Source organism: Thermohalobaculum sediminis, from assembly GCF_023487995.1.
GTDB classification, from domain to species: domain Bacteria; phylum Pseudomonadota; class Alphaproteobacteria; order Rhodobacterales; family Rhodobacteraceae; genus Thermohalobaculum; species Thermohalobaculum sediminis.
Genome location: NZ_JAMFKN010000002.1, coordinates 618,834 through 643,705, shown reverse-complemented (window position 1 = coordinate 643,705; position 24,872 = coordinate 618,834). Strand labels below are relative to the sequence as shown.

The following is a 24,872-nucleotide window of genomic DNA, read 5'->3' as shown; positions in this document are numbered from 1 at the left end:
TCCCGGACACGCCCCGCGTCACGCGCTTGAGATTGCGCGCAGGGCGCTCAATAGCGTGGAATCGACCCAAGCGAAAAGCCCGGACGGCGCAATTGCCGCAGCGCACGCGAAAAACTCTTTTGGAATCAATACGGCGTACCGCAGCGCAGCGTCACTTTTTCACGACCGGGAACGCCGCATCGAGCGCCGCGTCGAGCTTTTCGCCCAGGGCGCGCGCCTCGCGGAAGGGGCCCGATTCGCTCCGGCCGGCCCGGCCGAGGGCACCCGAGGCCGCGATGCGGGCCAACCCGGCCTGGCCGTAGCGCTCCGACAGGTGGCGCCTCAGCCACTCCTGCGCCTGCACCTGCCGCCGGACGGCGAGGCGCGACGCAGGCACCGCCGCGCGTTCCTCGATCGCCGCGAGCAGCCGGTCGATGCCTTCACCGTCGAGCGCCGAGACGGCGATCACCGGGGGCGGCCCGCCCTCGCCCGCGGCGAGCCCCAGCGCGCCCTTCAGGTCGGCCGCGGTGCGGCGTGCGACCGCGCCCATGTCGGCCTTGGTGACCGCGACGATGTCGGGGATCTCCATGACGCCCGCCTTCATGTACTGTACTGCGTCGCCCGATCCGGGCTGGGCGCAGAACACCACGGTGTCGGCGATGTCAGCCACCGCGGTCTCGGACTGTCCGACGCCCACGGTCTCGACGATCACGCGGTCCATCAGCGCCCGCATCAGAACCGCCGCCGGATAGGCGAGATCGGCGAGCCCACCGAGCCGGTCGCGCGCCGCCATCGAACGCACGAACACGCCCGCATCCTCGGGGTCGCGGCGCATCCGCGTGCGGTCGCCGAGCAGCGCGCCGCCCGAGATCCGCGACGAGGGATCGACCGCGATCACTCCCACCGTCAGGCCTCGCGCCCGGCAGGCATGGATCAGCGCGTCCGTCAACGTCGACTTGCCAACCCCCGGCGGCCCGGTCAGGCCCAGCACGTGACCCCGCGGACTGGCCGCCGCCTCGTCGAGCAACGCGGCCACGGCAGCGGACTCGCCCTGCGCCTCGATCGCGGCAAGCGCCTGTGCGAGCCCCGCCTTGCCGCGCGCCGCAAGCTCGGCGAGAGCGGTCATGCGCCGCCGTCGACCTCGGCCCAGCGCCGCGCGCCGATCGCCGCCTGCGCCGCCGCGAGCCGCGCGATCGGCACCCGGTAGGGCGAGCACGAGACATAGTCGAAGCCCGCCCGCTCGCAGAAATCGACCGAAGCGGGGTCCGCGCCGTGTTCACCGCACAGGCCAACCGAGATGCCGGGGGCATGCGCCCGCGCCCGCTCGGCGGCGATCTTCATCATCTCGCCCACGCCCTCGAGGTCGAGCGAGTGGAAGGGATCGTGCGCATAGACCCCGCGCGCCACGTAGTCGGGCATGAACCGCCCGGCATCGTCGCGGCTGAGACCATAGACCATCTGCGTGAGGTCGTTCGTGCCGAAACTGACGAAGGCCGCGGCATCGGCGATCTCGCCCGCGCGCAGGCAGGCGCGCGGCGTCTCGATCATCACGCCGACGCGATAGTCGACCATCGCGCCCCGCTCGGCGCGCACGGCCTCGGCCACCTCGGCGATATGGCCCTTGAGCACGATCAGCTCGCGCACCGCCGAGACCAGCGGCAGCATGATCTCGGGCACCACGGCGCGCCCGGCGCGGGCGCCCGCCTCGAGCGCTGCCTCGAAGATCGCGCGGGCCTGCATCTCGTAGATCTCGGGATAGGCAATGCCGATGCGGCAGCCACGCTTGCCCAGCATCGGGTTGAATTCCGACAACTCCAGCACCCGGGCGCGCACGATGGCCGGCGCGATGCCCAGCGCCTCGGCCAGTTCCTCGATGTCGGCCTCGCCATGCGGCAGGAACTCGTGCAGCGGCGGGTCGAGCAGGCGGATCACCACCGGCTGGCCCGCCATCTCGGCGAACAGCTCGATAAAGTCCTCGCGCTGCATCGGCAGCAGTTCGGCCAGCGCGGCGCGGCGGTCGGCCTCGGTGTCGGCAAGGATCATGCGGCGCATGGCGCTGATGCGCCCGCGCTTGAAGAACATGTGCTCGGTGCGGCAGAGCCCGATGCCCGCGGCGCCGAAGCCGCGCGCGACGCGGGCGTCCTGGCCGGTGTCGGCGTTCGCCCGCACGCCCATCCGCCGCGCGTCGTCGGCCCATTCCATCAGCCGCGCGAAGGCGCCGGTGATCTCGGGCGGCACGGTCGGAACCTTTCCCGCCAGCACCTCGCCGGTCGAGCCGTCCACGGTGACCGCGTCGCCCGCGCGGAACACCCGCCCGTCGCGCGCCCGGATCTCGCCCGCGCGGCGGTCGAGGATCAGGTCCTTCGCCCCCACCACGCAGGGCGTGCCGAGGCCGCGGGCCACCACCGCCGCGTGGCTGGTCATGCCGCCGCGCACGGTCAGCACGGCCTTGGCCGCATGCATGCCGCGGATGTCCTCGGGGCTCGTTTCCACCAGCGCGAGGATCGCCGGGCGACCCGCTGCCGCCGCCGCCTCGGCCGCATCGGGCGAGAACACGAGCGCGCCCGAGGCCGCGCCGGGCGAGGCGGGCAGGCCATGCCCGATCCGGTCCCGCGCGGCGTCGGGGTCGATCGAGGGGTGCAGGTGCTGGTCGAGCGCGGCCGGGTCGATGCGCATCAGCGCCGCCTCGCGCCCAATCGCGCCAGCCTCGGCCAGTTCCACCGCGATGCGCACGGCCGCGCGGGCCGAGCGGCGGGCGGGCCTGACCTCGAGCAAGTGCAGCACCCCGTCATCCAGCGTGAACTCGAACGAGAAGGCCTCGCCCAGCGCCCGCTCGAGCCGGCGCGCGGCCTCGCCCAGCACCTCGGCCGCGGCGGGGCAGCGCTCCTCGAGCGAGGGCTCGCGCAGACCCTGGTCAAGGCGCTCGGCGACCGTCAGCACGGCGGGCGTGCGCAGGCCCATCAGCGCCTCCTCGCCCTGCGCCTGCTCGAGGAACCGGCCCGAGAGGCGTTGCGCGCCCGTCGTCTCGTCGCGCGTGTGGGCGAGGCCCGCCCCCGAGACGCCGGGGCCGAGGCCCAGCGTCATCGCCTGCACGATCAGCGCGAGCGGGGCGTCCTCGGGCAGCCCGCGGGCCAGCCGGCGCATCCGGGCGCGCGGCCCGCGCCAGAGCTCCGCCATCGCGGCGATCGCGCCCTCGAGCTGCGCGCGGGGGTCGTCCGGGAAGGGCTCGCCCGCTTCCTCCATGATCAGCCCGAGGCAGGTGTGGCTCAGCTCGGCCAGCGCCGCGGGACCGAGATCGGTCTCGCTCTCGACCCCCGCGAGGCGCATGGCGTCATGGAGGGCGTATTCGAACTCCTCGCCCTCGATGCCGAGCGCGGTGGCGCCATAGGACTGCACGAGGCGGCGATGCAGGTCGCGCGCCACCCGCTCGCCCCGCTCGGCGGCCAGCGCCGGCAGCGCGAGCCCGCTCGCGCCGATGTCGAGGATCGCGGGGACGACGCCGCCCGCGCCACCCTCGGCCGAGGGGCGGACCGACAGGAGCAGCGGCCGCGACGCCGCGCCGAGGCCGCGGCCGGTCGCGGCCTCGACCCGCTCGAGGCCCGCGTCGAGCGCCGCGCGGATGGCGGCCGGGCAGGCAAGCGTGGCGGGCGCGAGGACGAAGCCGGGCGGCACGGGCAGGCCAAGGGCCGCAGCATGGCCCAGCAGCGACGCCTTCTGGCCGAACACCGCCGCCTCCGGCACGGGATCCCCCGCGCCGAGCCCGATCCAGCCGAGATCCACGACCACGTCCTTCATGGTCCTGTCATACAGAATCTGTTCGCACCTGCACAAGCGGCGCGGGGGCGCGGCGACAGATGGGCGCGGGGGTGATGCCCGGCGCGCACGCCCGGTCCGGCATGGCGCGGTGCCCTTCGCGGGGTTTCGCGCGTGAGTCTCGTGGTAGAATATTGATTCAATTACATTATACGAACAGAGTCACTCGGCGGACGTGATCCGAAACGATCGCGGGCCCGGAAGGCCCCGGCTCGGAGGCCGGGGCAGCGAGAGTGTCGGGCGGTGGCGCGAGCCGGGAGGCGCCGGGCTCCTCTGCTGGGGCCGTTGGAGGCTCCGACCAAGGCGCAGGGCGCGCGCGGCACGCGAGGGCGGGGCCGGGCTCAGCCCTCGATGGCGTCCCAGACCGCGACCTGGCGCATGACCTGCCGGATGCGGGTGAGGAGGCAAAGGCGGTTGCGCCGCAGGATCTGGTTCGGCGCGTTCACCGTCACCTTGTCGAAGAACGCATCCACCGGCAGGCGCAGGCGGGCCATCGCGGCCATGGCGGCCGTGAAATCCTCGGCCCTCAGCGCCGCGGCGATGGCGGGTTCGGCGGCGTCGAGCGCCTCGAACAGTGCCGCTTCCTCGGCCCCTTCCGCGAACATCGGGTCGGGCGGCATCGAGTATTCGACGCCGTCCTTCTCCTCCTCGATGCGGACGATGTTCGAGGCGCGGCGGTAGGCAGTGAGCAGGTTCGCGCCGTCCTCGGTGGCAAGGAACTCCTGCGCGGCGCGGACCCGGTTGACAAGCAGCACGAGGTCGTCCTGCCCGCCGAGATCGAAACAGGCCTGGATCACGTCGTGCCGGATGCCCTGGTCTCGCAGGGCGACCTTGAGGCGGTCGGCGAGGAAGGTGAGGAGGTCGTCGCGAGGATCAGGAATGTCTGCCATCTTAGTATTCAGCAGATCTGCCAATCGCGCTTCTCGCCTATCGCTCCGAAAATTCTTCTCAATCAACCTCTTGGCGGAGTCAAAGTCTTCAACCTCGATACCAAGCTCGGCGCAAATCGAACGCCGCACTTCATCGACCTTTGCGAACGCTGAGGAGGCCCACTGGAGGTAGTGGAGGTCATCACCCAACGTCAGGAGAGGCTTGATGCGTAGCCTGATGTCGTTCTCCAGAACAGTTCGAATAACCCCCAGCGCCGCCCGTCTCAGCGCAAACGGGTCCTTGCTCCCGGTCGGCTTCTCGTCGATGGCCCAGAAGCCGGTCAGCATGTCGATCTTGTCGGCCAAGGCCACCGCGACCGACACCGGCTCGCTGGGCACCGCGTCGGACGGCCCCAACGGGCGATAATGCGCCTCGGCGGCGTTCGCCACCGGCTCGGGCAGCCCGGCGGCCCGCGCGTAATACTTCCCCATCACGCCCTGAAGCTCGGGGAACTCGTAGACCATGGCCGAGGCGAGGTCGGCCTTGGCGACCTTCGCCGCCTGTTCGGCCAGATCGGGGTCGGCGCCCACCGCCGGGGCGATCTCGCGCGCCAGCGCGGCGATGCGGGCGATGCGTTCGGCCTGGCTCCCCAGCTTCTGGTGAAACACCACCGAATCGAGGGGCTTTGCCATCGCCTCGATACCCGCGATCCCCTGGCCTGCGACCTTGCGCCGGTCGTTCTCCCAGAAGAACTTGGCGTCCGACAGCCGCGCCGCCAGCACGCGGCGGTTGCCCTTGAGGATGGCGGCGCCCCCATCGGGCGCCTCGATGTTCGCGACCGTCACGAAGCGCTCGATCCGGCCGGTTTTCGGGTTGCGCACCGAGAAGAACTTCTGGTGCTCGCGCATCGAGGTTTGCAGCACCTCGGGCGGCAGGTCGAGGAACTCGGCGCCGATCTCGCCCATCAGCACCACGGGCCATTCCGCGAGGCCCGCGACCTCGGCCAGCAGACCCTTGTCCTCGACCACCTCCATCCCCAGCGCGAAGGCCATCTGCGTCGCGTCGTGCCAGATGCGGTGGGCGCGTTCCTCGGGGTCGAGCACCACGCGGTGGGCGGCCAGTTTCGCCGCGTAGTCGTCGAAATGCGCCACGCGGAACGGCCCGCGCGCCATGAAGCGGTGGCCCTCGGTCTGGTCGCCCGAGCGGATGCCGTCGATCTCGACCGGCACGACGCTCGCCCCCGCCTCGTCCGACAGCACGCAGACGATGCGGTGGAGCGGGCGGACCCAGCGAAGGCTGCCCGGCCCCCAGCGCATCGACTTGGGCCAGGGGAAGTTGCGCACGGCATGCTCGACAGCCTCGGCGATCACCTCCGAAGCCGGGCGGCCGGGGCGGCGGATGACGGCGAAGAACACCTCGCCCTTCTTGTCGGCGCGGCGCTCCAGTGCGTCGAGCGTGAGACCCGTCGAGCGCAGGAACCCCTCGATGGCCGGTTGGGGCGCGTCGGTGCGCGGGCCCTTGCGCTCCTCGGCGGTGTCGGGCGTGACCTTCGGCAAGCCGGTGAGCGACAGCGCCAGCCGGCGGGGCGTCGCGAAGGCGGCCGCCGCCGCATAAGTCAGCCCGTTCTCGACCAGCCGGTCGGTGACGAGGCGCCTCAGGTCTTCGGCCGCGCGGGCCTGCATCCGCGCGGGGATTTCCTCGGAGAAGAGCTCGAGCAGGAGGTCGGCCATGTCTGCCTCAATCGGGAATTTCGGCGCTAGCGCAGACCACGGCGAAGCGGTCGGCCAGCGCGGCCAGCGCCGCGCGGTGGATCGTGTCGGCCGCGATCACCCCGCCCATGGGATCGGGCAGGTCGCGCGTCGCGGTCGCGTCCATCGCCACCGTCGAGAAGCGCCCGGCATCGAGCGCCGCGCGCACCGTGGCCGAGACGCACATATGCGTCATGAAGCCCGCGACGATCAGCGGCTTGCCCGGATGGGCGGCCAGCGCGTCGGCCAGCGTGGTGCCCGCGAATGAGTTCGGCAGACCCTTGTCGATCACCGCCTCGCCCGGGGCGGGGGCGACCGAGGCGTGGATCTGCCCGCGCGGCGCATCGGGGTCGAAGGCGCCCCCGGCGCGGCCGCGGTGGCGGACATGGATGACCGGCGTTCCCGCAGCGCGGGCGCGGGAGAGCAGGGTTGCCGCCTGCGCCGCCGCGGCCTCGACCCCCGACAGCCGCAGGGGCCCGTCGAAATACTCGTTCTGGATGTCGATCAGCACCAGCACGCCGTCCGCGAGGCGGGCGGGGCGGACATCGGCGCCGGCGAGTTGCAGCAGGGTCCTGGCCATCTCGGTCACTCCGCGAATTTCTCGTTCAACTGGCGCCAAAGGTATCCGCGCCCGTCCGCATAGACGGCGACGTAGAGGTCGAAGCCCTCGGGGCGGTCGGACTCGAGCCGGTAGGCCACCGCGCGCCCGGCGGCAAGGTCGTTAGCGATGGCCTCGGCGTCGAAGCAGTCGAACCAGAAGGGTGCGACGAGGGGCTGGGCCCGCTCCGCCAGGGGGGCATCGGCCAGCATCGCAGGATCGACCCGGAAGCAGCCGCGCAGCTTGAGGGGCGAGGACGTGGCGTCGATGCCGTCGTAATCGGAAATCGGCACGACCCGTTCGCCCACCTTCAGCGCGCCCACGCCCGCGGCCCGCTCGTAGAAGGCATAGTTCTGCGCATAGAACAGCGCCGCGCCGAACAGCGCCGCGAAGGCGACGAGGCCGCCCGCGATCCAGCGCCCGGGGACGCGCATCAGGCGGCCGCCCCGGCTTCGGTCTGCACGAAGGCGTCGGCGCATTTCTTCGCCAGCGCCCGCACCCGGGCGATGTAGGCCTGACGTTCGGTCGGCGAGATCACGCCGCGCGCGTCGAGCAGGTTGAACAGGTGCGAGGCCTTGATGCACTGGTCATAGGCGGGATGTGCCATGACGATGCGCTTGGCCGTTTTCGGGTCGATCGCGGGGTTCAGCTCCGGGTCGAGCAGGCGGGCGCATTCTGCCTCGGCGTCCTCGAAGTGGCGCAGCAGCATCGACACCTCGGCCGCATCGAAGTTGTGGCGCGAGTATTCCTCCTCGGTCTGGCGGAAGATGTCGCCATAGGTCAGCGGGATGGGGGCCGAGGGGTCGTTGAACGGCATCTCCATCACGTGGTCGATGCCCAAAACATACATGGCGAGGCGCTCGAGCCCGTAGGTCAGCTCGCCCGAGACCGGGCGGCAGTCATGCCCGCCTACCTGCTGGAAATAGGTGAACTGCGACACCTCCATCCCGTCGCACCAGACCTCCCAGCCCAGGCCCCAGGCGCCCAGCGTCGGGCTCTCCCAGTCGTCCTCGACGAAGCGGATGTCGTGCAGGGCCATGTCGATGCCGATGGCCCGGAGACTGCCGAGATAGAGGTCCTGCAAATTCGGCGGCGAGGGTTTGATAAGCACCTGGTACTGGTAGTAGTGCTGCAGCCGGTTGGGGTTCTCGCCGTACCGCCCGTCGGTGGGCCGGCGCGAGGGCTGGACATAGGCCGCGGCCCAGGCCTTCGGTCCCAGCGCGCGCAGGGTCGTCGCGGGGTGGAAGGTGCCGGCGCCGACCTCGAGGTCGTAGGGCTGCAGGATGGCGCAGCCCTGCGCGCCCCAGTAGGCCGAGAGGCGAAGCAGGATCTCCTGGAACGAGCGGGGCTGGTCGGGCATCGGGTCATCCTCGTCGCGGGGCCGCCGTTGTCCTAGTCCGGGGCGCGCGCCCGGGTCAATGCCGCCAAGCGCGCGGCTGGCGGAGCGCCTCGCGCGGGCAGGCGGCCTTAGGCCCCCTGCCGCCGCGCGCGGCGGGCTTTGAATTTGAGCGATCGTTCCGGACATGGCACAAACCCCCATGCCCTGGGAGAAGAAATACGACGAATCGGAGGTGCTGGACCGCGCGGTCGCGGCCTTCTGGGACCATGGCTACGAGGCAACCTCGATCAGCACGCTGGTGAAGGCGACCGGCCTCAACCGCGGCTCGCTCTACGCCGCGTTCGGTGACAAGCGGGGGCTGTTCCTGCGTGCGCTCGATCATTACGACCAGACGCGCCGGCAGGTCTTCCTCCACGCGCTCACGGCCGGCGAGCCACCGCGCGCGGCGATCCGCGCGCTGTTCCGCCGCGTCGCGGAGGGCAGCCTCGGCGGGCACGACCGGCGCGGTTGCCTGCTGGTGAACACCGCCCTCGAGCTCGCGCCCTACGACCCCGAGATCGAGCGCATCGTCACCGAACGGCTGGGCGAGCTCGAGGCCTTCTTCCGCGACCGCATCATCGCGGCCCAGCGCGACGACACGGTCGCGCCCGGGACCGATGCCGAGGATGCGGGGCGGCTGCTGCTGTCCCTGTTCATCGGGCTGCGCGTGATCACGCGGTCCTACCCCCGGCCGAAGGTCGTCGGCTCGATCCTCGGGCAGGTCGACGCGATCCTCGGCTGACCCGGTCATTCCCCGTCATGGGACGGTGAGCGGGAGGTGAGGCGGGGCCGCATGCCCCGCCGGGGCACGTCGCGCCGGGCCGGCTGGACAGGGGCGCCGCACGCGCATAAATCCTAGCGCCATGGTCGGAGATACCCCAACCCTCGCCCGCCCTCTGGCGCCGGACGGCTGGACGCTCGGAAGCCTCGCGCTGGCGGGGCTCCTGCTGATGCCGCTGGTCGCGGTGGCGTGGATGGCGCTGTTCCCGACCGAGAACATCTGGCCGCACCTGGTCGAGCATGCGCTGCCCGTCTATCTCTCAAACACCCTGATCCTGATGGGACTGGTCGGCGTCGGCGCGGCCTGCGTCGGCACGGGCGCCGCCTGGCTCGTGGTGATGACCGAGTTTCCGGGGCGGCGGGTGATGGAATGGGCGCTGCTCGCGCCGCTCGCCATGCCGGCCTACATCGGCGCCTACGCGCTGGTCGACATGCTGGAATATGCGGGGCCCGTGCAGACGGGGCTGCGCGCGCTGTTCGGCTGGAGCTCGGCGCGCGACTACTGGTTCCCCGAGATCCGCTCGCTGGGCTCGGCCGTGTTCGTGCTGACGATCACGCTCTACCCTTACGTCTACCTGCTCACACGTGCGGCCTTCCGCGAGCAGTCGGTCTGCGTGCTGGAAGTTGGCCGGTCGCTGGGCTGCGGGCCCTGGGGCGTGTTCTTCCGCGTGGGCCTGCCGCTGGCACGCCCCGCGGTCGCGGCGGGAACGGCGATCGTGGCGATGGAGACGCTGAATGATTTCGGCGCGGTCGACTATTTCGGGGTGCCGACGCTGACGCGGGGCATCTTCTCGATCTGGCTCGACACCTTCAACGCCGGCGGTGCCGCGCAGATCGCCTGCGTGATGCTGGTCTTCGTGCTGGCGCTGCTCGCGGTCGAGAAGATCTCGCGCCGGGGGCGCAAGTTCTTCCACACCTCGCGCCGCTACCGGCCGATCCGTCGCGCCGACCCTGGGCCGGTCGGGCGCTGGCTGGCCTTCGGGCTGTGCCTGCTGCCGGTCCTGATGGGGTTCGTGGCACCCGCCGCCATCGTCGGCTGGCACGCGCTCGATCACCTCGACCAGTGGCTCAGCCCGGCCTTCTGGCGGGCGCTGTGGCACACCGCGGCGCTGGCGGGGGTGGCGGCGGGGGTGTCGTGCCTGATCGGCGTGTTTCTGGTCTACGGGGCGCGGGCTTCGCGCCTCTCGGCGCCGCGCTGGCTCGCGCAGGCCACGGCGCTGGGCTATGCCGCGCCGGGGGCGGTGCTGGCGGTGGGGGTGCTGATCCCCTTCGCTGCGCTCGACAACATGGTGGCCGATTTCACGGCGGCCCGGCTCGGCTTCGACCCGGGGCTGATCCTGACGGGCTCGGCCGCGGCGGTGGTCTTTGCCTATGTTGTGCGCTTCGCCGCCATCGCGCATGGTGCGATCGATTCCGCATTCGGGCGGGTCACTCCGTCGATGGAACTGGCCGCGCGCACGCTGGGCGAGACGCGGGGCGGCACGCTGCACCGGGTGCATCTGCCGCTGATCCGAGGCTCGGTCCTGACGGCTGCGCTGCTGATCTTCGTCGATGCGGTCAAGGAGCTGCCGGCGACACTGATCCTGCGCCCCTTCAACTTCGAGACGCTCGCGACCACGGTCTATGGCGCGGCCTCGCTGGAACAGCTCGACCAGGCGGGGCCAGCGGCACTGGCGATCGTCGTGGTGGGCCTGCTGCCGGTCGTTCTGATCGTGCGGACGATGGACCGGAGCCGGCCGGGCGAGGCGCTGGCGCCCTGAGCGCGGCCGCCTCAGAGATCGACCTCCACCGCCCCCACGCTCCGGACCAACCGCTCCGCCACGATGCGCCGATGGCAACCCGCCGCATTGGCCTCGAAGCACAACAGCGCCGCGCGGCGCGCGGTGACGATGGATTCAGCCCGCGCCATGTCGAGCTGGGCCTCGGGGGTTTCCAGATGTGCCTCGAAAATCAGGCACATCTCGGCGGTCCGGCCCTTGCGCGCGGCCTCGCGCCCGGCCTTGGGGGGTGCCAAGAGCGCGCAGGTGCACGTAGTCGATCCCGGCCTCGGCCAGCGAGGCGGCGAGGATCGACTTCGAGAACCCTGCCCGGCGTGACGACGCGACCGCGCGGACATCGACCAGCACCTCGACCCGGGCGGCCCTGAGCTTTTCGATCACCTCGGCCTGCGTCGCGCCTTCGTAGCCGATGGTCATCAGTTGCGGCATCGCGCCCTCCCCCGCCCGGTGTCTCTGGGCCTTTCCATCCCGCGCCGCATCCGGTAAACCCCGCCGGTCCCGGATGGCGGGACAGTGTAACAAGGAACGGAGAGATGGGTTATCGGGTTGCCGTCGCGGGCGCCACGGGCAATGTGGGCCGCGAGATGCTCAACATCCTCGCCGAGCGGGAGTTCCCGGCGGACGAGGTGATCGCGCTTGCCTCGCGCAAATCGCTGGGCACCGAGGTGAGCTATGGCGAGAAAACCCTGAAAACCCGCGATCTCGACACGTTCGACTTCACCGGCACCGACATCGCGCTGTTCGCCATCGGCTCGGGGCCGACCAAGAAATACGCGCCCAAGGCCGCGCGCGCGGGCGCCGTGGTGATCGACAACTCGTCGCTCTACCGCTACGAGCCCGACATCCCGCTGATCGTGCCCGAGTGCAACCCGGACGCGATCGAGATGTACGCCAACCGCAACATCATCGCGAACCCCAACTGCTCGACCGCGCAGATGGTGGTGGCGCTCAAGCCCCTGCACGACCGGGCGCGCATCAAGCGCGTGGTGGTGGCGACCTACCAGTCGGTCTCGGGCGCCGGCAAGGAAGCGATGGACGAGCTGTGGCTGCAGACCAAGGGCCTCTACGTCCCGGGGCAGGAGGTCGAGCCATCGAGGTTCCAGAAGCAGATTGCCTTCAACGTCATTCCCCAGATCGACGTCTTCATGGAGGACGGCTCGACCAAGGAGGAATGGAAGATGGTGGTCGAAACGAAGAAGATCGTGGACCCCAAGATCCGGGTGCACGCGACCTGCGTGCGCGTCCCCGTGTTCGTCGGCCATTCCGAGGCGGTGAACGTCGAGTTCGAGGAGCCGCTCGACGAGGACGAGGCGCGCGAGATCCTGCGCGAGGCGCCCGGCATCATGCTGGTCGACAAGCGCGAGCCCGGTGGCTACGTCACGCCGATCGAATGCGTGGGCGAGTTTGCGACCTACATCTCGCGCCTGCGCACCGATCCCACGGTCGAGAACGGGCTCAGCTTCTGGTGCGTGTCGGACAACCTGAGGAAGGGTGCCGCACTCAACGCCGTCCAGATCGCCGAGCTTCTGGGCCGGCGCTGCCTCAAGAAGGGCTGAGGCTCCGGGGCGCAAGGCTTCCTTAACCATCCTTCCCGCGCCATTGGAGCGGGGAGGATGCCGCCATGACGCCCGATTCGATCCCGCTCGACCACCTGCCGCTGGCGCTGCGCGCGCGCCTTGCGCTCGAGAGCGCGCTCACCGGGCTCAGCCCGGCCGAGATCCTCGCCGACGCCCTGGCCGCCCATCTGCGCCCGGCGCCGCCCGCGCGTCAGACGAAGGCGCGCCGCGCCGCGTCGTAGACCGCGAGCTCGCCGCTGCCGATGTCGATCCAGCAGCCGTGAAGCGTGAGGCCGCCATCGGCCATCGCCCGCGCGACGAAGGGGAACGAGGCGAGGTTGGCGAGCGAGACCAGCACCGCTTCCTTCTCGAGCGCGGCGATGCGCGCCTCGCGGTTGCCGGTGCTTGCGGCCACGCGCTCGAAGCCGGGACGCAGGATGTCGATCCAGCGGCCGATGTAGCTCGACCCCTCGGCAAGCTCCGGCGCATCGCCCGCACACATGTCGTGGCAGGCGCTGATGCCGCCGCAGTTCGAGTGCCCGACCACCACGAGATGCGCGACCTTGAGCACCGAGACGGCGTATTCGACCGCCGCCGACGTCCCGTGGAAGCTGAGATCGGGGCTGTGCGGCGGCACTAGGCTTGCGACGTTGCGCAGCACGAACAGGTCGCCAGGCTCGCCGCCGAACATCTGCACGCTGTCAACGCGGCTGTCGCAGCAGCTGATGACCATCGCGCGCGGGTGCTGGCCGGAATGGGCCAGGCGCTGGTACCAGGCCCGGTTCTCGGAGAAGCGGGTGGCGTGCCAGAAGGCGTGGCGCTCGCGCAGGTAAGCCGGCAGGGCGGTGGCGGGCAGCGCCGCGCGCGTCGTCTCGTCCATGGCATCCCCTTCCCACGGTCGCGGGTCCTGCGCGCGTCGTCTAGCGCAGCTGGTCGCGCACCGCAACATAGCGCCGGCCGGCGGCCACGGCGCGCGCGTGATTGCCGATGCCGTCCCGCAGGGCTAAACCGTTGGCTCGCAGCCGAGAGGGAGGAACGCAATGAGCGACATGGCCGTGATCGAGATCTCCGAGCCGGGTGGGCCCGAGGTGATGCGCCTCGCCCGCCGACCGGTGCCGCAGCCCGGCCCCGGCCAGGTGCTGGTCAAGGTGACCGCGGCGGGCGTGAACGGCCCGGACCTCAAGCAGCGCAAGGGCGCCTATCCGCCGCCGCCGGGGGCTTCGGACCTGATGGGGCTGGAAGTGTCCGGCGAGGTGGTCGAACTCGGCGAGGGCGCCTGGCGCTGGCAGGTCGGCGACCGGGTCTGCGCGCTGACCAATGGCGGCGGTTACGCCGAATACGTCACGATCGACGCGCGGCACTGCCTCGCCCTTCCCGAGGGGGTGGACGAGGTGGACGCCGCCGGGCTGTGCGAGACCTACTTCACCGTTTGGTCCAACATCTTCCACGGCCATGCGATCCCCGATGGCGCGCTGTTCTTGGTGCATGGCGGCTCGGGCGGGATCGGCTCGACGGCGGTTCAGCTTGGCGCGGCGCGGGGCCTTCGGGTGTTCTCGACCGCGGGCACGGACAAGGGGCTCGACTTCATCCGCAGCCTCGGCGCCGAGCGGGCGATCAACTACCGCTCGGAGGATTTCGTCGAGATCGTCAAGGAGGCGGGCGGCGCTCGCGTGATCCTCGACTTCATGGGCGGCGACTACGTGGCGCGCAACTTCTCGGCGGCCGGGATGGACTGCCGCATCGTGCAGCTTGCCTTCGACCGTGGCGCCAAGGTCGAGCTGAACCTCGGCCCGATCATGATGAAGCGTCTGATCCTGACCGGCTCGACCCTGCGTCCGCGCCCGCCCGAGTTCAAGGCGGCGGTGGCGCGCGGCCTCGAGGCCGAGGCCTGGCCGCTCTTCGCGACCGGGCGCCTCAGGACCGTGACGCATGCCGTCCTGCCGATGAAGGACGTGGCCGAGGCGCATCGCATCCTCGAGGCCGGCGGGCATCAGGGCAAGGTGATCCTGAAGATGTGAGGCCTTCCCTGCGCGTGGGCGACGCTATCCGCACAGGAAAGGGCCCGCGCCATCCCGGCGCGGGCCCTTGTCGTTCGGAGGTTGAAGGTGGTCGCGTCAGGCGGCCATCTTCTGGCCCCGCATCTTGTTGCGGATCACCTTGAACAGCGGCAGCAGGATCAGGATGACCGCGATCACCGTGATCGGCCCTGCCACCGGGCGGTTCAGGAAGATCATCGGATCGCCCGACGACAGCAGCAGCGACTGGCGCAGCGTCGGCTCGGCGATGGGCCCGAGCACGATTGCCAGCACCGCGGGCGCCAGCGGGTAGTCGAACTTCCGCAGGAAGAAGGCGCTGATCCCGAAGACCACCATCAGCCAGATGTCGTGCATGTCGCGCACCGCCGCGTAGCCGCCGACGACCGAGAGCACGAAGATCATCGGCGCGAGGATGGTGAACGGCATCCGCAGCATCCAGATGAACAGTGGGATGAAGGCGAGGTTGATGACCAGCGCGGCGAAGTTCGATACGTAGAACGACCCGATCAGACCCCAGACGAACTCGGATTCATCCACGAACAGGCGGGGCCCGGGCGTCAGGCCCCAGATGACCATGCCGCCCAGCAGGATCGCCGTGGTGGGCGAGCCGGGAATGCCCAGCGTGATCATCGGCAGCATCGAGCCCGTGGAGGCCGAGTTGTTCGCGGCCTCCGGTGCAGCGACGCCGCCCGGATGACCCTGGCCGAACTCGCGCGGATTGCGCGAGACCATCTTAGTGACACCATAGGCCATCAGCGAGCCGGGGGTGGCGCCCGCCGCAGGCAGCACGCCGACGAAGAAGCCAAGCAGCGAGCCGATCGTCGTGCCCTTCCATCCGCGGCGGGTGGCTTCCTTCGCATCGGAGACCATGCCCTTCACGGTCAGCTTGGCCTCGGACATGGTGATCGAGCCGCGCGTCGAGTCGATCGTCCAGAGCATCTCGCCGATGCCGTAGACGCCGATGGCGAGCACGAGGAAGTTGATGCCGTGCAGGAAGCCGGAGATGTCGAACAGGATCAGCCGCGGCGCGCCCGACACCTCGTCATATCCGACGGCGGCCAGAACGAGCCCGAGACAGATCGACAGGATCGTCTTGGGAATATCATCGCCGCCGAGGCCGACGAAGGTCGCGAAGGCGAGCAGCATCAGGGCGAAGATCTCGGGCGGGCCGAAGCTGAGCGCGACCGAGGCGAGCGCCGGGGCAAAGCCGGTGAACAGCAGCACCGACACCGTGCCGCCAACGAAGGAGGCGAGCGCGGCAGTGACGAGCGCAAGGCTCGCTCGGCCCTGGAGCGCGAGCGGCCGGCCGTCGAAGGTCGTGGCCACCGCCGTCGAGGCGCCGGGAATTCCGAGCGTGATCGAGCTGATGGCGCCACCATACATCGCGCCGTAGTAGATCGCCGCGAGGAAGATGATCGCCGAGCCCGGCGGCACAAGGAACGTGATCGGCAGCAGGATCGCCACGCCGTTGACCGAGCCGAGGCCAGGCATCGCGCCGATCCAGAGGCCGACCGTGACGCCGATGAAGATCAGCGCGAGGTTGAGCGGCTCGATTGCTTCAAGCAGGCCGCTTCCGAGAAGTCCGAGGATTTCCATGGTCTTGGTTCCACTCCCACCAATGTCGGATCGCGTTGCCCGGCGGTCAGTAGATGATGCTGTAGAGCAGGTTGAACACCGGCTGCGTAAAGCTCATGCCGCTCGGCATCGTGATGCGCATCAACCCCTCGAAGAAGAAGAAGAACGCGACCGGTGACACGAGGGAGAGGGTCAGCGACAGTTTCAGCGAGTGGCGCCCGAGAAACCAGAGGTAGTAGAAGAGGAATACGGCCATCGCACCGTACATCGAGATGATGTTGATGAGCGCGACAAAGCCCACGATCCCGCCGCCGACCTGGATCAGCATCCGGCGCCCTTCGGCGTCGAGGACGGGTTCTTCGGATTGGGAAGGCGGAGAGGTCCGCCTTACCCAGTTGTATGCGATCATCGCCGTGCAGATCAGCATGATCGCGGAGAGCCAGAACGGCCAGGCTCCGCCTCCGGGACCTTGCCCTCTGATGTAGCCGACTTCCAGCTCGGTGCTCTTCCACATCATGTAGATGGAAAGCAGAGCCAGTATTCCGGCCGTAATGATCTCTCCGCGCCGCATCCTGACCTCCCGTTGATTGCGCGCCTGCTCTGGGACCTATTACTGGTCCATCTTCGCGAGCAGTTCCTTGTGCCTGTCGATCTGAAGCTGCCAGTAGGCCTTCTGCTCGTCCGGGTTCATCCACAGCGGCGCGAGGCTTTCGGACTCCATGTAGCCCTGCCACTCCGGCGTGTTGTAGATGGTCTCGAACAGCTCCTGGTAGTAGGCAGCCGCCTCGGCCGACTGACCCGGCGCGCCGACCACGGCACGCTGGTTGTAGTAGCTGAAGTCGTAGCCCTTCTCCTTGATCGTCGGGACGTCAGGGAAGGCCGGGAGCCGCTCGTCCGAGAAGGCGACCAGGGGCACCACGTCGCCCGAGGCGTAGAAGCCCTTGGCCTCGGACGGGTTGTTGACCGACGAGTTGATCTGCTGGCCGGCGAGATCCTTCGCGACGTCGCCACCGCCCTTGTAGGGGATGTACTTCATCTTGAGGCCGAAGGTCTGCTTGAGGAAGGTCGTGACCAGCGAATCCTCCTGGCCCGTGCCAGTGCCGCCCATCACCCACTCACCGTCCTTCGCCTTCACGGCGTCGAGCCACTGTTCGAAGCTGGTGATGCCGGTGTCCTTGTGGACCCAGAGCACGAACGGATCGACGCCCATCATGGCGACCGGCGTGAAGGTCATCACGTCGATGCCGAGGTTCTCCTGACGCAGCGGCGTCGTGAAGAACGAGTTCAGCGTGACCAGGATCGTGTGGTCGGGATCGTTGGTCTTGTTGAGGTGAATGAGCGCCTCGGCGCCCGAGCCACCGCCCTTGTTGTTCGGCACGAGCGGACGGCTGGTGAGCTTGTTCTTCTCGGCGGTCGACTGGATGAAGCGCGCGATCTGGTCCGCACCGCCACCGGCGCCCGCCATGATGACGAAGTCGACCGGCTTCACGGGCTCCCAAGCGAAAGCCGTGGCGCCGAAGCTCGCAAGCCCGATCGCGGCGGCGCTCGCAGCCATGACAAAGCGTCTGGTGAAAGTCATTCGATGTCCTCCCTTGATGGACGGTGTGTTCCAAGTCCGGTTCGCGGCATGCCCGTTCGTCCGGGTCTTTCGTCGCGCGTGGGGGGTGGCTCCCGCTGCCCTCCCACAACCCTCGTTCTCAGTTCGTCTTTCTGGTTACCCCTCTGGTATACCAGCGCCCCGATCATATTGGGGGGGGATGGAAATGCAAGGCTTGCCATCTCCCATGCCGCCCGGCAACCCCGTGCGGGGCCGCCGGGCGGAAGGCCTCAGTGCACCATCACCACCGGCATCGTCGTGTGGTCGACGACGTGCTGGGTCGCACCGCCGAACACCGTCTCGTGCTCGCGGCTGTGGCTGTAGGCGCCCATCACCAGCGTGTCGGCGCCCGATGCGGCCGCCTCGCGCAGGATCGTGGCGCCCGGCTCGTCGCCCGCCTTGATCGCCCGGATCTGCGAGGTCACGCCGTTGAAGCCGAGATAGCGCTGCAACTCGGCCCCGCTGCTCGCACCATGCGGCGAGCCGCCATCGAGGATCGTCACCATGTCGGCCTCGCGCAGCAGGTCGAGCGAGAGCGCGACCGCGCGGCTCGCTTCCATCGACCCGTTCCACGCGATCGCGATCCGGCGGCACAGCGCCGCCGGCACCTCGGCCCGCGCCGGCACCATCATCACCGGGCGGCCACAGTGATAAAGCGCGGCGCGAAGCGTGTTCGTGCCGAGATTGCGGTCCCGGTCGGGCTTGGCGACCACGATGAGGTCGGCGAGCCGGCCCCAGGGACGGATGGCGTCGGCCATCTTGCCCTGCTCTTCGTGCCAGCTTGCGGTCGCCCCGTCATGGCCGTTGGTGCCGTCGGTATGGGCAAGGCCCAGCTTCGGCAGGAGCGCGGTGAAGCTGGCCTTCAGCGCGGCCTCCTCGGCATTGGCGATCTCGACCGCGTGGCTCTTGATCTGCTCGCGCAGGGCTGCGGGCACCACCACCCCATAGGGGATCATGTCCGCCGGGCGGGCCCGGCAGTGCAGGACCTCGACATGCGCGTGGTGGTGTCGGGCGATGGCGGCGGCGTGGGCGAGCACGTTCTCGCCCTTGCCGTCCCCACGCACCGGGACCAGGATCTTCTTGACCGGCATCGCCCCTCTCCCTTCAGAACAGGCCTTCGATTTCGCCGTTCGCGTTCAGCCCGATCACTTCCGCCGCCGGCACCTTGGGCAGGCCCGGCATCGTCATGATCTCGCCGCAGATCGCCACCACGAAGCCGGCACCCGCCGAGAGCCGCACCTCGCGCACCGGGATATCGAAGCCGGTGGGCGCGCCGCGCCAGTTCGGGTCCGTGGTGAACGAGTACTGCGTCTTCGCCATGCAGATCGGAAGGTTGCCGTAGCCCGCATCCTCCCAGGCCTTGAGCTGGTCCTTGATCTTCTTGTCGGCCACCACGTTGTCGGCGCGGTAGATCGACTTGGCGATGGTCTCGATCTTCGCGAAGAGGCCCATCTCCTCGGGGTAGAGCGGCTTGTAGGCGGCACCGCCCTTCTCGATCAGGTCCACGACCTTCTGCGCCATCTCGGTGATGCCCTTCGAGCCGAGCGCCCAGTGCTTGTTCAGCACCGCCTCGACGCCCATCGCCGCGCAGTAGTCCTTGACGGCCTGCACCTCGGCATCGGTGTCGGTGACGAAATGGTTGATGCCGACGATGCAGGGCACGCCGAACTTCTTCACGTTCTCGATGTGCCGGCCGAGGTTCGAGCAGCCCTTGGTCACCGCCTCGACATTCTCCTTGCCGAGATCGTCCTTCTTGATGCCGCCGTTCATCTTCATCGCGCGCACGGTGGCGACGATCACCACCGCCTTGGGCGAGAGGCCTGCCTTGCGGCACTTGATGTCCATGAACTTCTCGGCGCCGAGATCCGCGCCGAAGCCGGCTTCGGTCACGACGTAATCCGCAAGCTTGAGCGCCGTCTTGGTGGCGACGACCGAGTTGCAGCCATGCGCGATGTTGGCGAAGGGCCCGCCATGCACGAAGGCCGGGTTGTTCTCGAGCGTCTGCACCAGGTTCGGCTGCATCGCGTCCTTGAGCAGCACCGTCATGGCGCCGTCGGCCTTGATGTCGCGGCAGTAGACCGGCGAGCGGTCGCGGCGATAGGCCACGATCATGTCGCCGAGCCGCTTCTTCAGGTCGTCGAGGTCGTTGGCGAGGCACAGGATCGCCATGACCTCCGACGCCACGGTGATGTCGAAGCCGGTCTCGCGCGGGAAGCCGTTCGAGACGCCGCCCAGCGGGCCCACGATCTCGCGCAGCGCGCGGTCGTTCATGTCCATCACCCGGCGCCACGCGACGCGGCGCAGGTCGATGTCGAGCGAATTGCCCCAGTAGATGTGGTTGTCGATCATCGCCGACAGCAGGTTGTGCGCCGAGGTGATCGCGTGGAAGTCGCCGGTGAAGTGGAGGTTCATGTCCTCCATCGGCACGACCTGGGCGTAGCCGCCGCCCGCGGCGCCGCCCTTCATGCCGAAGTTCGGACCCAGCGAGGCCTCGCGGATGCAGATCGCGGCCCTCTTGCCGATCGCGTTCAGCCCGTCGCCGAGGCCCACGGTGGTGGTGGTCTTGCCCTCGCCCGCGGGGGTCGGGTTGATCGCGGTCACGAGGATCAGGTTGCCGTCGGGGCGGCCCGCCACCGACTTGATGAACTCGGCCGAGACCTTGGCCTTGTCATGGCCGTAGGGCAGCAGGTGCTCGGACGGGATGCCGAGGCGGGCGCCAACTTCCTGGATCGGCTTCTTGTTGGCTTTGCGGGCAATTTCGATGTCGGACATGATCAGTGATATCCCCTCTGTCCCTTGTCGCGGTGTCTCAGGCGCCGAGCGCGGTGCCGGCCTTGACGCCGGCGTCGGCGGCCCATTCGGCAGCGGCCACCTTGGCCCCGCCCGCCGGGCGCACGCGTTTTACGACGATGCGGCCGCCCTCGGCCTGCACGGTTACGCCGTCCTCGGATACGGACACGACCTCGCCGGGCGTGCCGCTGCCGTCGGTGCGGCGGGCGTCGAAGATCTGGACCTCAGTCCCTGCCAGGGTGGTCCAGGCGCCGGGCTGCGGGTTGCAGCCGCGGATCAGGTTGTAGACGTCGGCCGCGGGCTTGGACCAGTCGACCTGGGCGTCCTTCTTGCGGCACCAGCTCTCGTAAGTGGCCTTCGACTCATCCTGCGGGCTGCGCGGCGGGTTGCCCGACCGGATCAGGTCGATGGCTTCCAGCGTCGTCTCGATGCCGAGCGGGAAGATCTTCTTGAAGTAGACATCGCCCAGCGTGTCGTCGGGGCCGACCGCCACCTCGCGCTGCAACAGGATGTCGCCCTCGTCGAGACCGTCATCCGGGAAGAACCAGCTCAGGCCCGTCTTGGTCGAGCCCCAGATGATCGGCCAGTTGATCGAGGACGGGCCGCGGTGCAGCGGCAGAAGCGACGGGTGGAAGCAGATCGAGCCGTGCTTGGGGATGTTCCGCGCCTCCTCGGGCACGAAGATGATCATGTAGGCCATGACCATCAGGTCCGCGTTGAGCGCCCGCATCTCGTCGAGCACCGCCTTGTCCTTGTAGTTCGGCGGCTGGAACAGCGGCAGGCCGTGCTCGAGCGCCGCCTCCTTCAGCGGGTCGATCGGCTTTCCTTCCTTGTCGGGGGCGGTGTAGACGCCGACGACCTCGTCCTTCCCGGCCTCGAGGATCTTCTCGAGCGCCGCCCGGCCGAAGGCCTGCTGTCCGTTGACGATGAGGCGCATGGTCTCTCCCTGTCTCTCGTATCGCCCGGCGGCGGTCCCGCCGGTCTGTCTCGCGCCGGCCCCGGCGCCGCAGGTCCTCCCCTTTCGCGGGGAGGTTGGTGGTTCGGTGCGCGGTCGACGAGTCCCGCGCCGCCGGTGTTCCGTCGCCGCCTACGCCGTCCGCACGCCGTAGACCAGGTACGGCAGCGCTGCGCCGGCGACGAGAAGTCCGAAGGCGATGATTGCAACCGCCCTGCTGCTGATGCCGGCCGCGAACAGCGTCACCTGCCGGTCTGCCCGAACCTCCATGACCACCGCCATCGCGGTCATGACGGCTCCGGGCGCGAGCGCGAGCGCCCGGAGCAGGATCGGTGCATCTGTCGCCGGCAGGGGCACGTGCTTACTCGGCCGCCTTGGGCAGGGCGCCGATGGCGCCCGAGCCCGCGATCTCGTGAATCTCGTTCTCCGTATAGCCCAGCACGTCGCGCAGGATCTCCTCGGTATGTTCACCCAGAAGCGGCGAGCGCTTCACCTCGACCTCGAGGTCCGAGAACTTGATCGGGCAGCCGACGCTCAGATACGCGCCGCGCGTCGGGTGATCGACCTCGACGATGGTGCCGGTGGCGCGCAGTCCCTCGTCCTCGGCGATCTCCTTCATGCTGAGGATCGGGCCGACGGGGATGTCGAGCGGGTTGCAGATCTCCATGACCTCGAACTTGGTCTTGGTCATGGTCCACTGCTCGATCGTCTCGAAGATGAAGTTCAGCCGCGTCAGGCGCGCCTTCGGCGTCGCGAAGTCGGGGTCGTCCTTCCACTCGGGCTTGCCGATCACGTCGCAGACCTTGGGCCAGGCCGCGGCCTGGGTGATGAAGTAGGTGTAGGCGTTGGGATCGGTCTCCCATCCCTTGCACTTGAGGATCCGGCCCGGCTGGCCGCCGCCCGAGTCGTTGCCCGCGCGCGGCACCGACTCGCCGAAGGGGATGCCCTCGCCATGCTGCGAGTACTCGGTCAGCGGTCCCTTCTCGAGGCGCTGCTGGTCGCGCAGCTTGACGCGGCAGAGGTTCAGCACCCCGTCCTGCATCGGCGCCAGCACGCGCTGGCCGCGCCCGGTGCGCTCGCGCTGGAACAGCGCCGTCATGATGCCCAGCGCTAGGTGCAGCCCGGTGCCCGAGTCGCCGATCTGCGCGCCCGTCACCAGCGGCGGGCCATCGAGGAAGCCGGTGGTCGAGGCCGAGCCGCCGGCGCACTGGGCCACGTTCTCGTAGACCTTGCAGTCCTCGTACTTGCCGGGGCCGAAGCCCTTCACGGATGCCATAATCATCCGCGGATTCAGCTCCTGGATGCGCTCCCAGCCGAAGCCCATACGGTCGAGCGCGCCGGGGGCGAAGTTCTCGACCAGCACGTCGCAGCTCTTCACCAGGCGCGTCAGGATCTCCTTGCCCTTCGGGGTCTTGGGGTTGAGCTCGATCGAGCGCTTGTTGTGGTTCAGCATCGTGAAATAGAGGCTGTCCGCACCGGGCACGTCGACAAGCTGCTTGCGCGTGGCGTCACCCTCGCCGGGGCGCTCGACCTTGATCACGTCCGCGCCAAACCAGGCGAGGAGCTGCGTGCAGGTCGGGCCCGACTGGACATGGGTGAAGTCGAGGATCTTGATTCCGTCGAGAGCTTTCATTGCATCCTCTCGTTCTCGTTGGGGCTGAGGTGCGTACCGATCACTTCTTGCTCAGCACGCTCTGCGGGTTGAGGTTGCCGATGCGGCCGCTCTCGGTGCCGGCATCCTCGGCGATGATCGCGTTGATGAGCGTCGGCCGCCCCGAGTCGAGCGCCGCGCGCACGGCGCGGCCCAACTCGTCCGGCGTGGTGACATAGACGCCGACGCCGCCGAAGGCCTCCATCATCTTCTCGTAGCGCGAGTCCTTGACGAAGACGAGCGGCGCGGGATCTCTGCCGCCCAGCGGATTCTTCTCGCTGCCGCGATAGATGCCGTTGTTGTTGAAGACGACGACGCAGATCGGCAGGTCGTAACGGCAGATGGTCTCGACCTCCATGCCGCAGAAGCCGAAGGCGCTGTCGCCCTCGACCGCCAACACCGGGCAGCCGGTCTCGACGGCTGCGGCGATGGCCGAGCCCATGCCGATGCCCATCACCCCCCAGGTGCCGACGTCGATGCGCTTGCGCGGCCGGTGCATGTCGATGATCGAGCGGGCGAAATCGAGCGTGTTGGCACCCTCGTTCACCAGTACCGTGTCGGGCCGCTCGGCGATGATCTCCTTCAGCCTGCCCAGCGCGCCGTGATAGTCCATCGGCACGTTGTTGTTCATCAGCCGCGGCGCCATCTTGGCGACGTTGCCCTCGACCTTCTCGCGGATCGCGCCGGTCCACTCGGCCGGCGGGGCCTGCCAGCCGCTGCCCATCGCGTCCGTCAGCGCCCGCACACACGAGCCGACATCGCCGACCAGCGGCGCCGCGATCTCGACGTTCGAATCCATCTCCTTCGGCTCGATGTCGATCTGCACGAACTGCTTGGGCGCACTGCCCCAGGTCTTGCCCTTGCCGTGGCTCAGCAGCCAGTTGAGCCGCGCGCCGATCATCACGACCACGTCCGACTGCTGCAGCACCATCGAGCGCGCGGCACCGGCCGACTGCGGATGGGTGTCCGGCAGCAGGCCCTTGGCCATCGACATCGGCAGGTAGGGGAAGCCCGACTTCTCGACGAAGGCGCGGATCGCCTCGTCCTCCTGCGCGTAGGCCGCGCCCTTGCCGAGGATGATCAGCGGACGCTTGGCGCCCTTCATCACCTCGATGGCGCGCGCCACCGCGTCCGGCGCGGGGATCTGCGCGGGCGCGGGGTCGATGACCTTCACCAGCGACTTCTCGCCTTCCAGCGCGTCCATGGTCTGGGCGAGCAGCGCCGCGGGAATGTCGAGATAGACGCCGCCGGGGCGGCCCGACACCGCCGCGCGGATGGCGCGGGCGACGCCGATGCCGATGTCCTCGGCATGCAGGATGCGGTAGGCGGCCTTGGCATGGGGCCGGGCGATGGCAAGCTGGTCCATCTCCTCGTAATCGCCCTGCTGCAGGTCGACGACCTCGCGCTCGGACGAGCCCGAGATCAGGATCATCGGCCAGCAGTTCGTCGTGGCGTTCGCCAGCGCCGTGAGCCCGTTGAGGAAGCCCGGCGCCGAGACGGTGACGCACACGCCCGGCTTCTTCGTGAGGAAGCCCGCGACCGAGGCGGCATAGCCCGCATGCTGCTCGTGGCGGAACGAGATCACCCGCATCCCCGCCGCCTGCGCCATGCGCATCAGGTCGGTGATCGGGATGCCCGGCACGTTGTAGAGCGTCTCGATGCCGTTGAGCTTGAGCGCGTCGATGATCAGGTGGAAGCCGTCGGTCAGCGACTGCGTGGCAGTGTCGTTTGCCGGGGCGGATGCGGTTTGCGAGGCGGCGGCCATGGT

23 protein-coding genes are annotated in these 24,872 nt (G+C 69.3%); 5 read left to right on the top strand and 18 right to left on the bottom strand.

Going from position 1 to position 24,872, the window contains the following annotated elements:
* Positions 1-151: 151 nt before the first annotated feature.
* The 6 genes from M1105_RS07050 to M1105_RS07025 form a co-directional block, all read right to left on the bottom strand.
* Positions 152-1,105, bottom strand: coding sequence for an ArgK/MeaB family GTPase (locus M1105_RS07050; protein WP_249579632.1), 954 nt, complete (start codon positions 1,103-1,105; stop codon positions 152-154).
* Complete coding sequence (ppdK, locus tag M1105_RS07045) at positions 1,102-3,774, bottom strand: pyruvate, phosphate dikinase (RefSeq protein ID WP_249579631.1); 2,673 nt, start codon at positions 3,772-3,774, stop codon at positions 1,102-1,104. The genes M1105_RS07050 and ppdK overlap by 4 nt, the downstream gene beginning before the upstream one ends.
* A gap of 359 nt (positions 3,775-4,133) precedes the next feature.
* The gene (gene glyS, locus M1105_RS07040) at positions 4,134-6,392 is read right to left on the bottom strand and encodes a glycine--tRNA ligase subunit beta (RefSeq protein ID WP_249579630.1); all 2,259 of its coding nucleotides are present in this window, start codon (positions 6,390-6,392) and stop codon (positions 4,134-4,136) included.
* A 7-nt stretch (positions 6,393-6,399) separates the two neighbouring features.
* A complete protein-coding gene (locus M1105_RS07035) occupies positions 6,400-6,990 on the bottom strand; it encodes a cysteine hydrolase family protein (protein WP_249579629.1) in 591 nt (196 codons plus the stop codon).
* Positions 6,991-6,995: 5 nt separating this feature from the next.
* The gene (locus M1105_RS07030; RefSeq protein WP_249579628.1) at positions 6,996-7,442 is read right to left on the bottom strand and encodes a DUF6446 family protein; all 447 of its coding nucleotides are present in this window, start codon (positions 7,440-7,442) and stop codon (positions 6,996-6,998) included.
* Entirely contained in the window at positions 7,442-8,368 is a 927-nt protein-coding gene (locus M1105_RS07025) for a glycine--tRNA ligase subunit alpha (RefSeq protein ID WP_249579627.1), read from the bottom strand. Before M1105_RS07025 ends, M1105_RS07030 begins: the two co-directional genes overlap by 1 nt.
* Before the next feature lie 163 nt (positions 8,369-8,531).
* On the opposite strand from M1105_RS07025, the gene M1105_RS07020 reads away from it, so the two are divergent.
* Positions 8,532-9,128: a TetR/AcrR family transcriptional regulator gene (locus M1105_RS07020; RefSeq protein WP_249579626.1), complete on the top strand. Its 597-nt coding sequence runs from the start codon at positions 8,532-8,534 to the stop codon at positions 9,126-9,128.
* Between the two features lie 121 nt (positions 9,129-9,249).
* Complete coding sequence (locus tag M1105_RS07015) at positions 9,250-10,926, top strand: ABC transporter permease (protein ID WP_249579625.1); 1,677 nt, start codon at positions 9,250-9,252, stop codon at positions 10,924-10,926.
* A gap of 11 nt (positions 10,927-10,937) precedes the next feature.
* Here the strand turns inward: M1105_RS07015 and M1105_RS20640 are convergent, their stop codons facing one another.
* Together M1105_RS20640 and M1105_RS20635 are read right to left on the bottom strand one after the other, a co-directional pair.
* Entirely contained in the window at positions 10,938-11,126 is a 189-nt protein-coding gene (locus M1105_RS20640) for a DUF488 domain-containing protein (protein ID WP_264759505.1), read from the bottom strand.
* Positions 11,062-11,373: a DUF488 domain-containing protein gene (locus tag M1105_RS20635; RefSeq protein WP_264759504.1), complete on the bottom strand. Its 312-nt coding sequence runs from the start codon at positions 11,371-11,373 to the stop codon at positions 11,062-11,064. The genes M1105_RS20640 and M1105_RS20635 overlap by 65 nt, the downstream gene beginning before the upstream one ends.
* Before the next feature lie 104 nt (positions 11,374-11,477).
* Here M1105_RS20635 and M1105_RS07005 point away from each other — a divergent pair, with 104 nt between their 5' ends.
* Both M1105_RS07005 and M1105_RS07000 read left to right on the top strand, forming a co-directional pair.
* The gene (locus tag M1105_RS07005; protein ID WP_249579624.1) at positions 11,478-12,500 is read left to right on the top strand and encodes an aspartate-semialdehyde dehydrogenase; all 1,023 of its coding nucleotides are present in this window, start codon (positions 11,478-11,480) and stop codon (positions 12,498-12,500) included.
* A gap of 65 nt (positions 12,501-12,565) precedes the next feature.
* Positions 12,566-12,742: a hypothetical protein gene (locus tag M1105_RS07000; protein WP_249579623.1), complete on the top strand. Its 177-nt coding sequence runs from the start codon at positions 12,566-12,568 to the stop codon at positions 12,740-12,742.
* Here M1105_RS07000 and M1105_RS06995 read toward each other — a convergent pair.
* Positions 12,712-13,380 carry a carbonic anhydrase gene (locus tag M1105_RS06995; protein ID WP_249579622.1) on the bottom strand — a complete coding sequence of 223 codons (669 nt, stop codon included), beginning with the start codon at positions 13,378-13,380 and terminating at the stop codon, positions 12,712-12,714. The two genes, M1105_RS07000 and M1105_RS06995, sit on opposite strands and share 31 nt — an antisense overlap.
* Positions 13,381-13,540: 160 nt before the next feature.
* On the opposite strand from M1105_RS06995, the gene M1105_RS06990 reads away from it, so the two are divergent.
* Positions 13,541-14,518: an NAD(P)H-quinone oxidoreductase gene (locus tag M1105_RS06990; RefSeq protein WP_249579621.1), complete on the top strand. Its 978-nt coding sequence runs from the start codon at positions 13,541-13,543 to the stop codon at positions 14,516-14,518.
* Positions 14,519-14,614: 96 nt separating this feature from the next.
* Here M1105_RS06990 and M1105_RS06985 read toward each other — a convergent pair whose 3' ends face one another.
* The 9 genes from M1105_RS06985 to oxc all read right to left on the bottom strand — a co-directional run bounded on the left by M1105_RS06985 (position 14,615) and on the right by oxc (position 24,869).
* Positions 14,615-16,132, bottom strand: a complete 1,518-nt coding sequence (locus M1105_RS06985; protein ID WP_249579620.1) for a tripartite tricarboxylate transporter permease — start codon at positions 16,130-16,132, stop codon at positions 14,615-14,617.
* Positions 16,133-16,178: 46 nt separating this feature from the next.
* Positions 16,179-16,682, bottom strand: a complete 504-nt coding sequence (locus M1105_RS06980) for a tripartite tricarboxylate transporter TctB family protein (protein ID WP_249579619.1) — start codon at positions 16,680-16,682, stop codon at positions 16,179-16,181.
* Positions 16,683-16,721: 39 nt separating this feature from the next.
* Positions 16,722-17,690 (bottom strand): Bug family tripartite tricarboxylate transporter substrate binding protein, encoded by a 969-nt coding sequence (locus M1105_RS06975; protein ID WP_249579618.1) that lies wholly within the window; start codon positions 17,688-17,690, stop codon positions 16,722-16,724.
* 248 nt (positions 17,691-17,938) lie between these two features.
* Complete coding sequence (locus M1105_RS06970; protein WP_249579617.1) at positions 17,939-18,799, bottom strand: universal stress protein; 861 nt, start codon at positions 18,797-18,799, stop codon at positions 17,939-17,941.
* Positions 18,800-18,812: 13 nt separating this feature from the next.
* Positions 18,813-20,480, bottom strand: a complete 1,668-nt coding sequence (locus M1105_RS06965; RefSeq protein ID WP_249579616.1) for a formate--tetrahydrofolate ligase — start codon at positions 20,478-20,480, stop codon at positions 18,813-18,815.
* A gap of 37 nt (positions 20,481-20,517) precedes the next feature.
* On the bottom strand, positions 20,518-21,435 hold the full coding sequence (locus M1105_RS06960) for a methionyl-tRNA formyltransferase (protein ID WP_249579615.1): 918 nt from the start codon (positions 21,433-21,435) through the stop codon (positions 20,518-20,520).
* Between the two features lie 150 nt (positions 21,436-21,585).
* Entirely contained in the window at positions 21,586-21,744 is a 159-nt protein-coding gene (locus tag M1105_RS06955) for a hypothetical protein (RefSeq protein WP_249579614.1), read from the bottom strand.
* A gap of 70 nt (positions 21,745-21,814) precedes the next feature.
* Positions 21,815-23,086 (bottom strand): formyl-CoA transferase, encoded by a 1,272-nt coding sequence (gene frc, locus M1105_RS06950; RefSeq protein ID WP_249579613.1) that lies wholly within the window; start codon positions 23,084-23,086, stop codon positions 21,815-21,817.
* Positions 23,087-23,126: 40 nt separating this feature from the next.
* Positions 23,127-24,869 (bottom strand): oxalyl-CoA decarboxylase, encoded by a 1,743-nt coding sequence (oxc, locus tag M1105_RS06945; RefSeq protein WP_249579612.1) that lies wholly within the window; start codon positions 24,867-24,869, stop codon positions 23,127-23,129.
* Between the last annotated feature and the right edge of the window lie 3 nt (positions 24,870-24,872).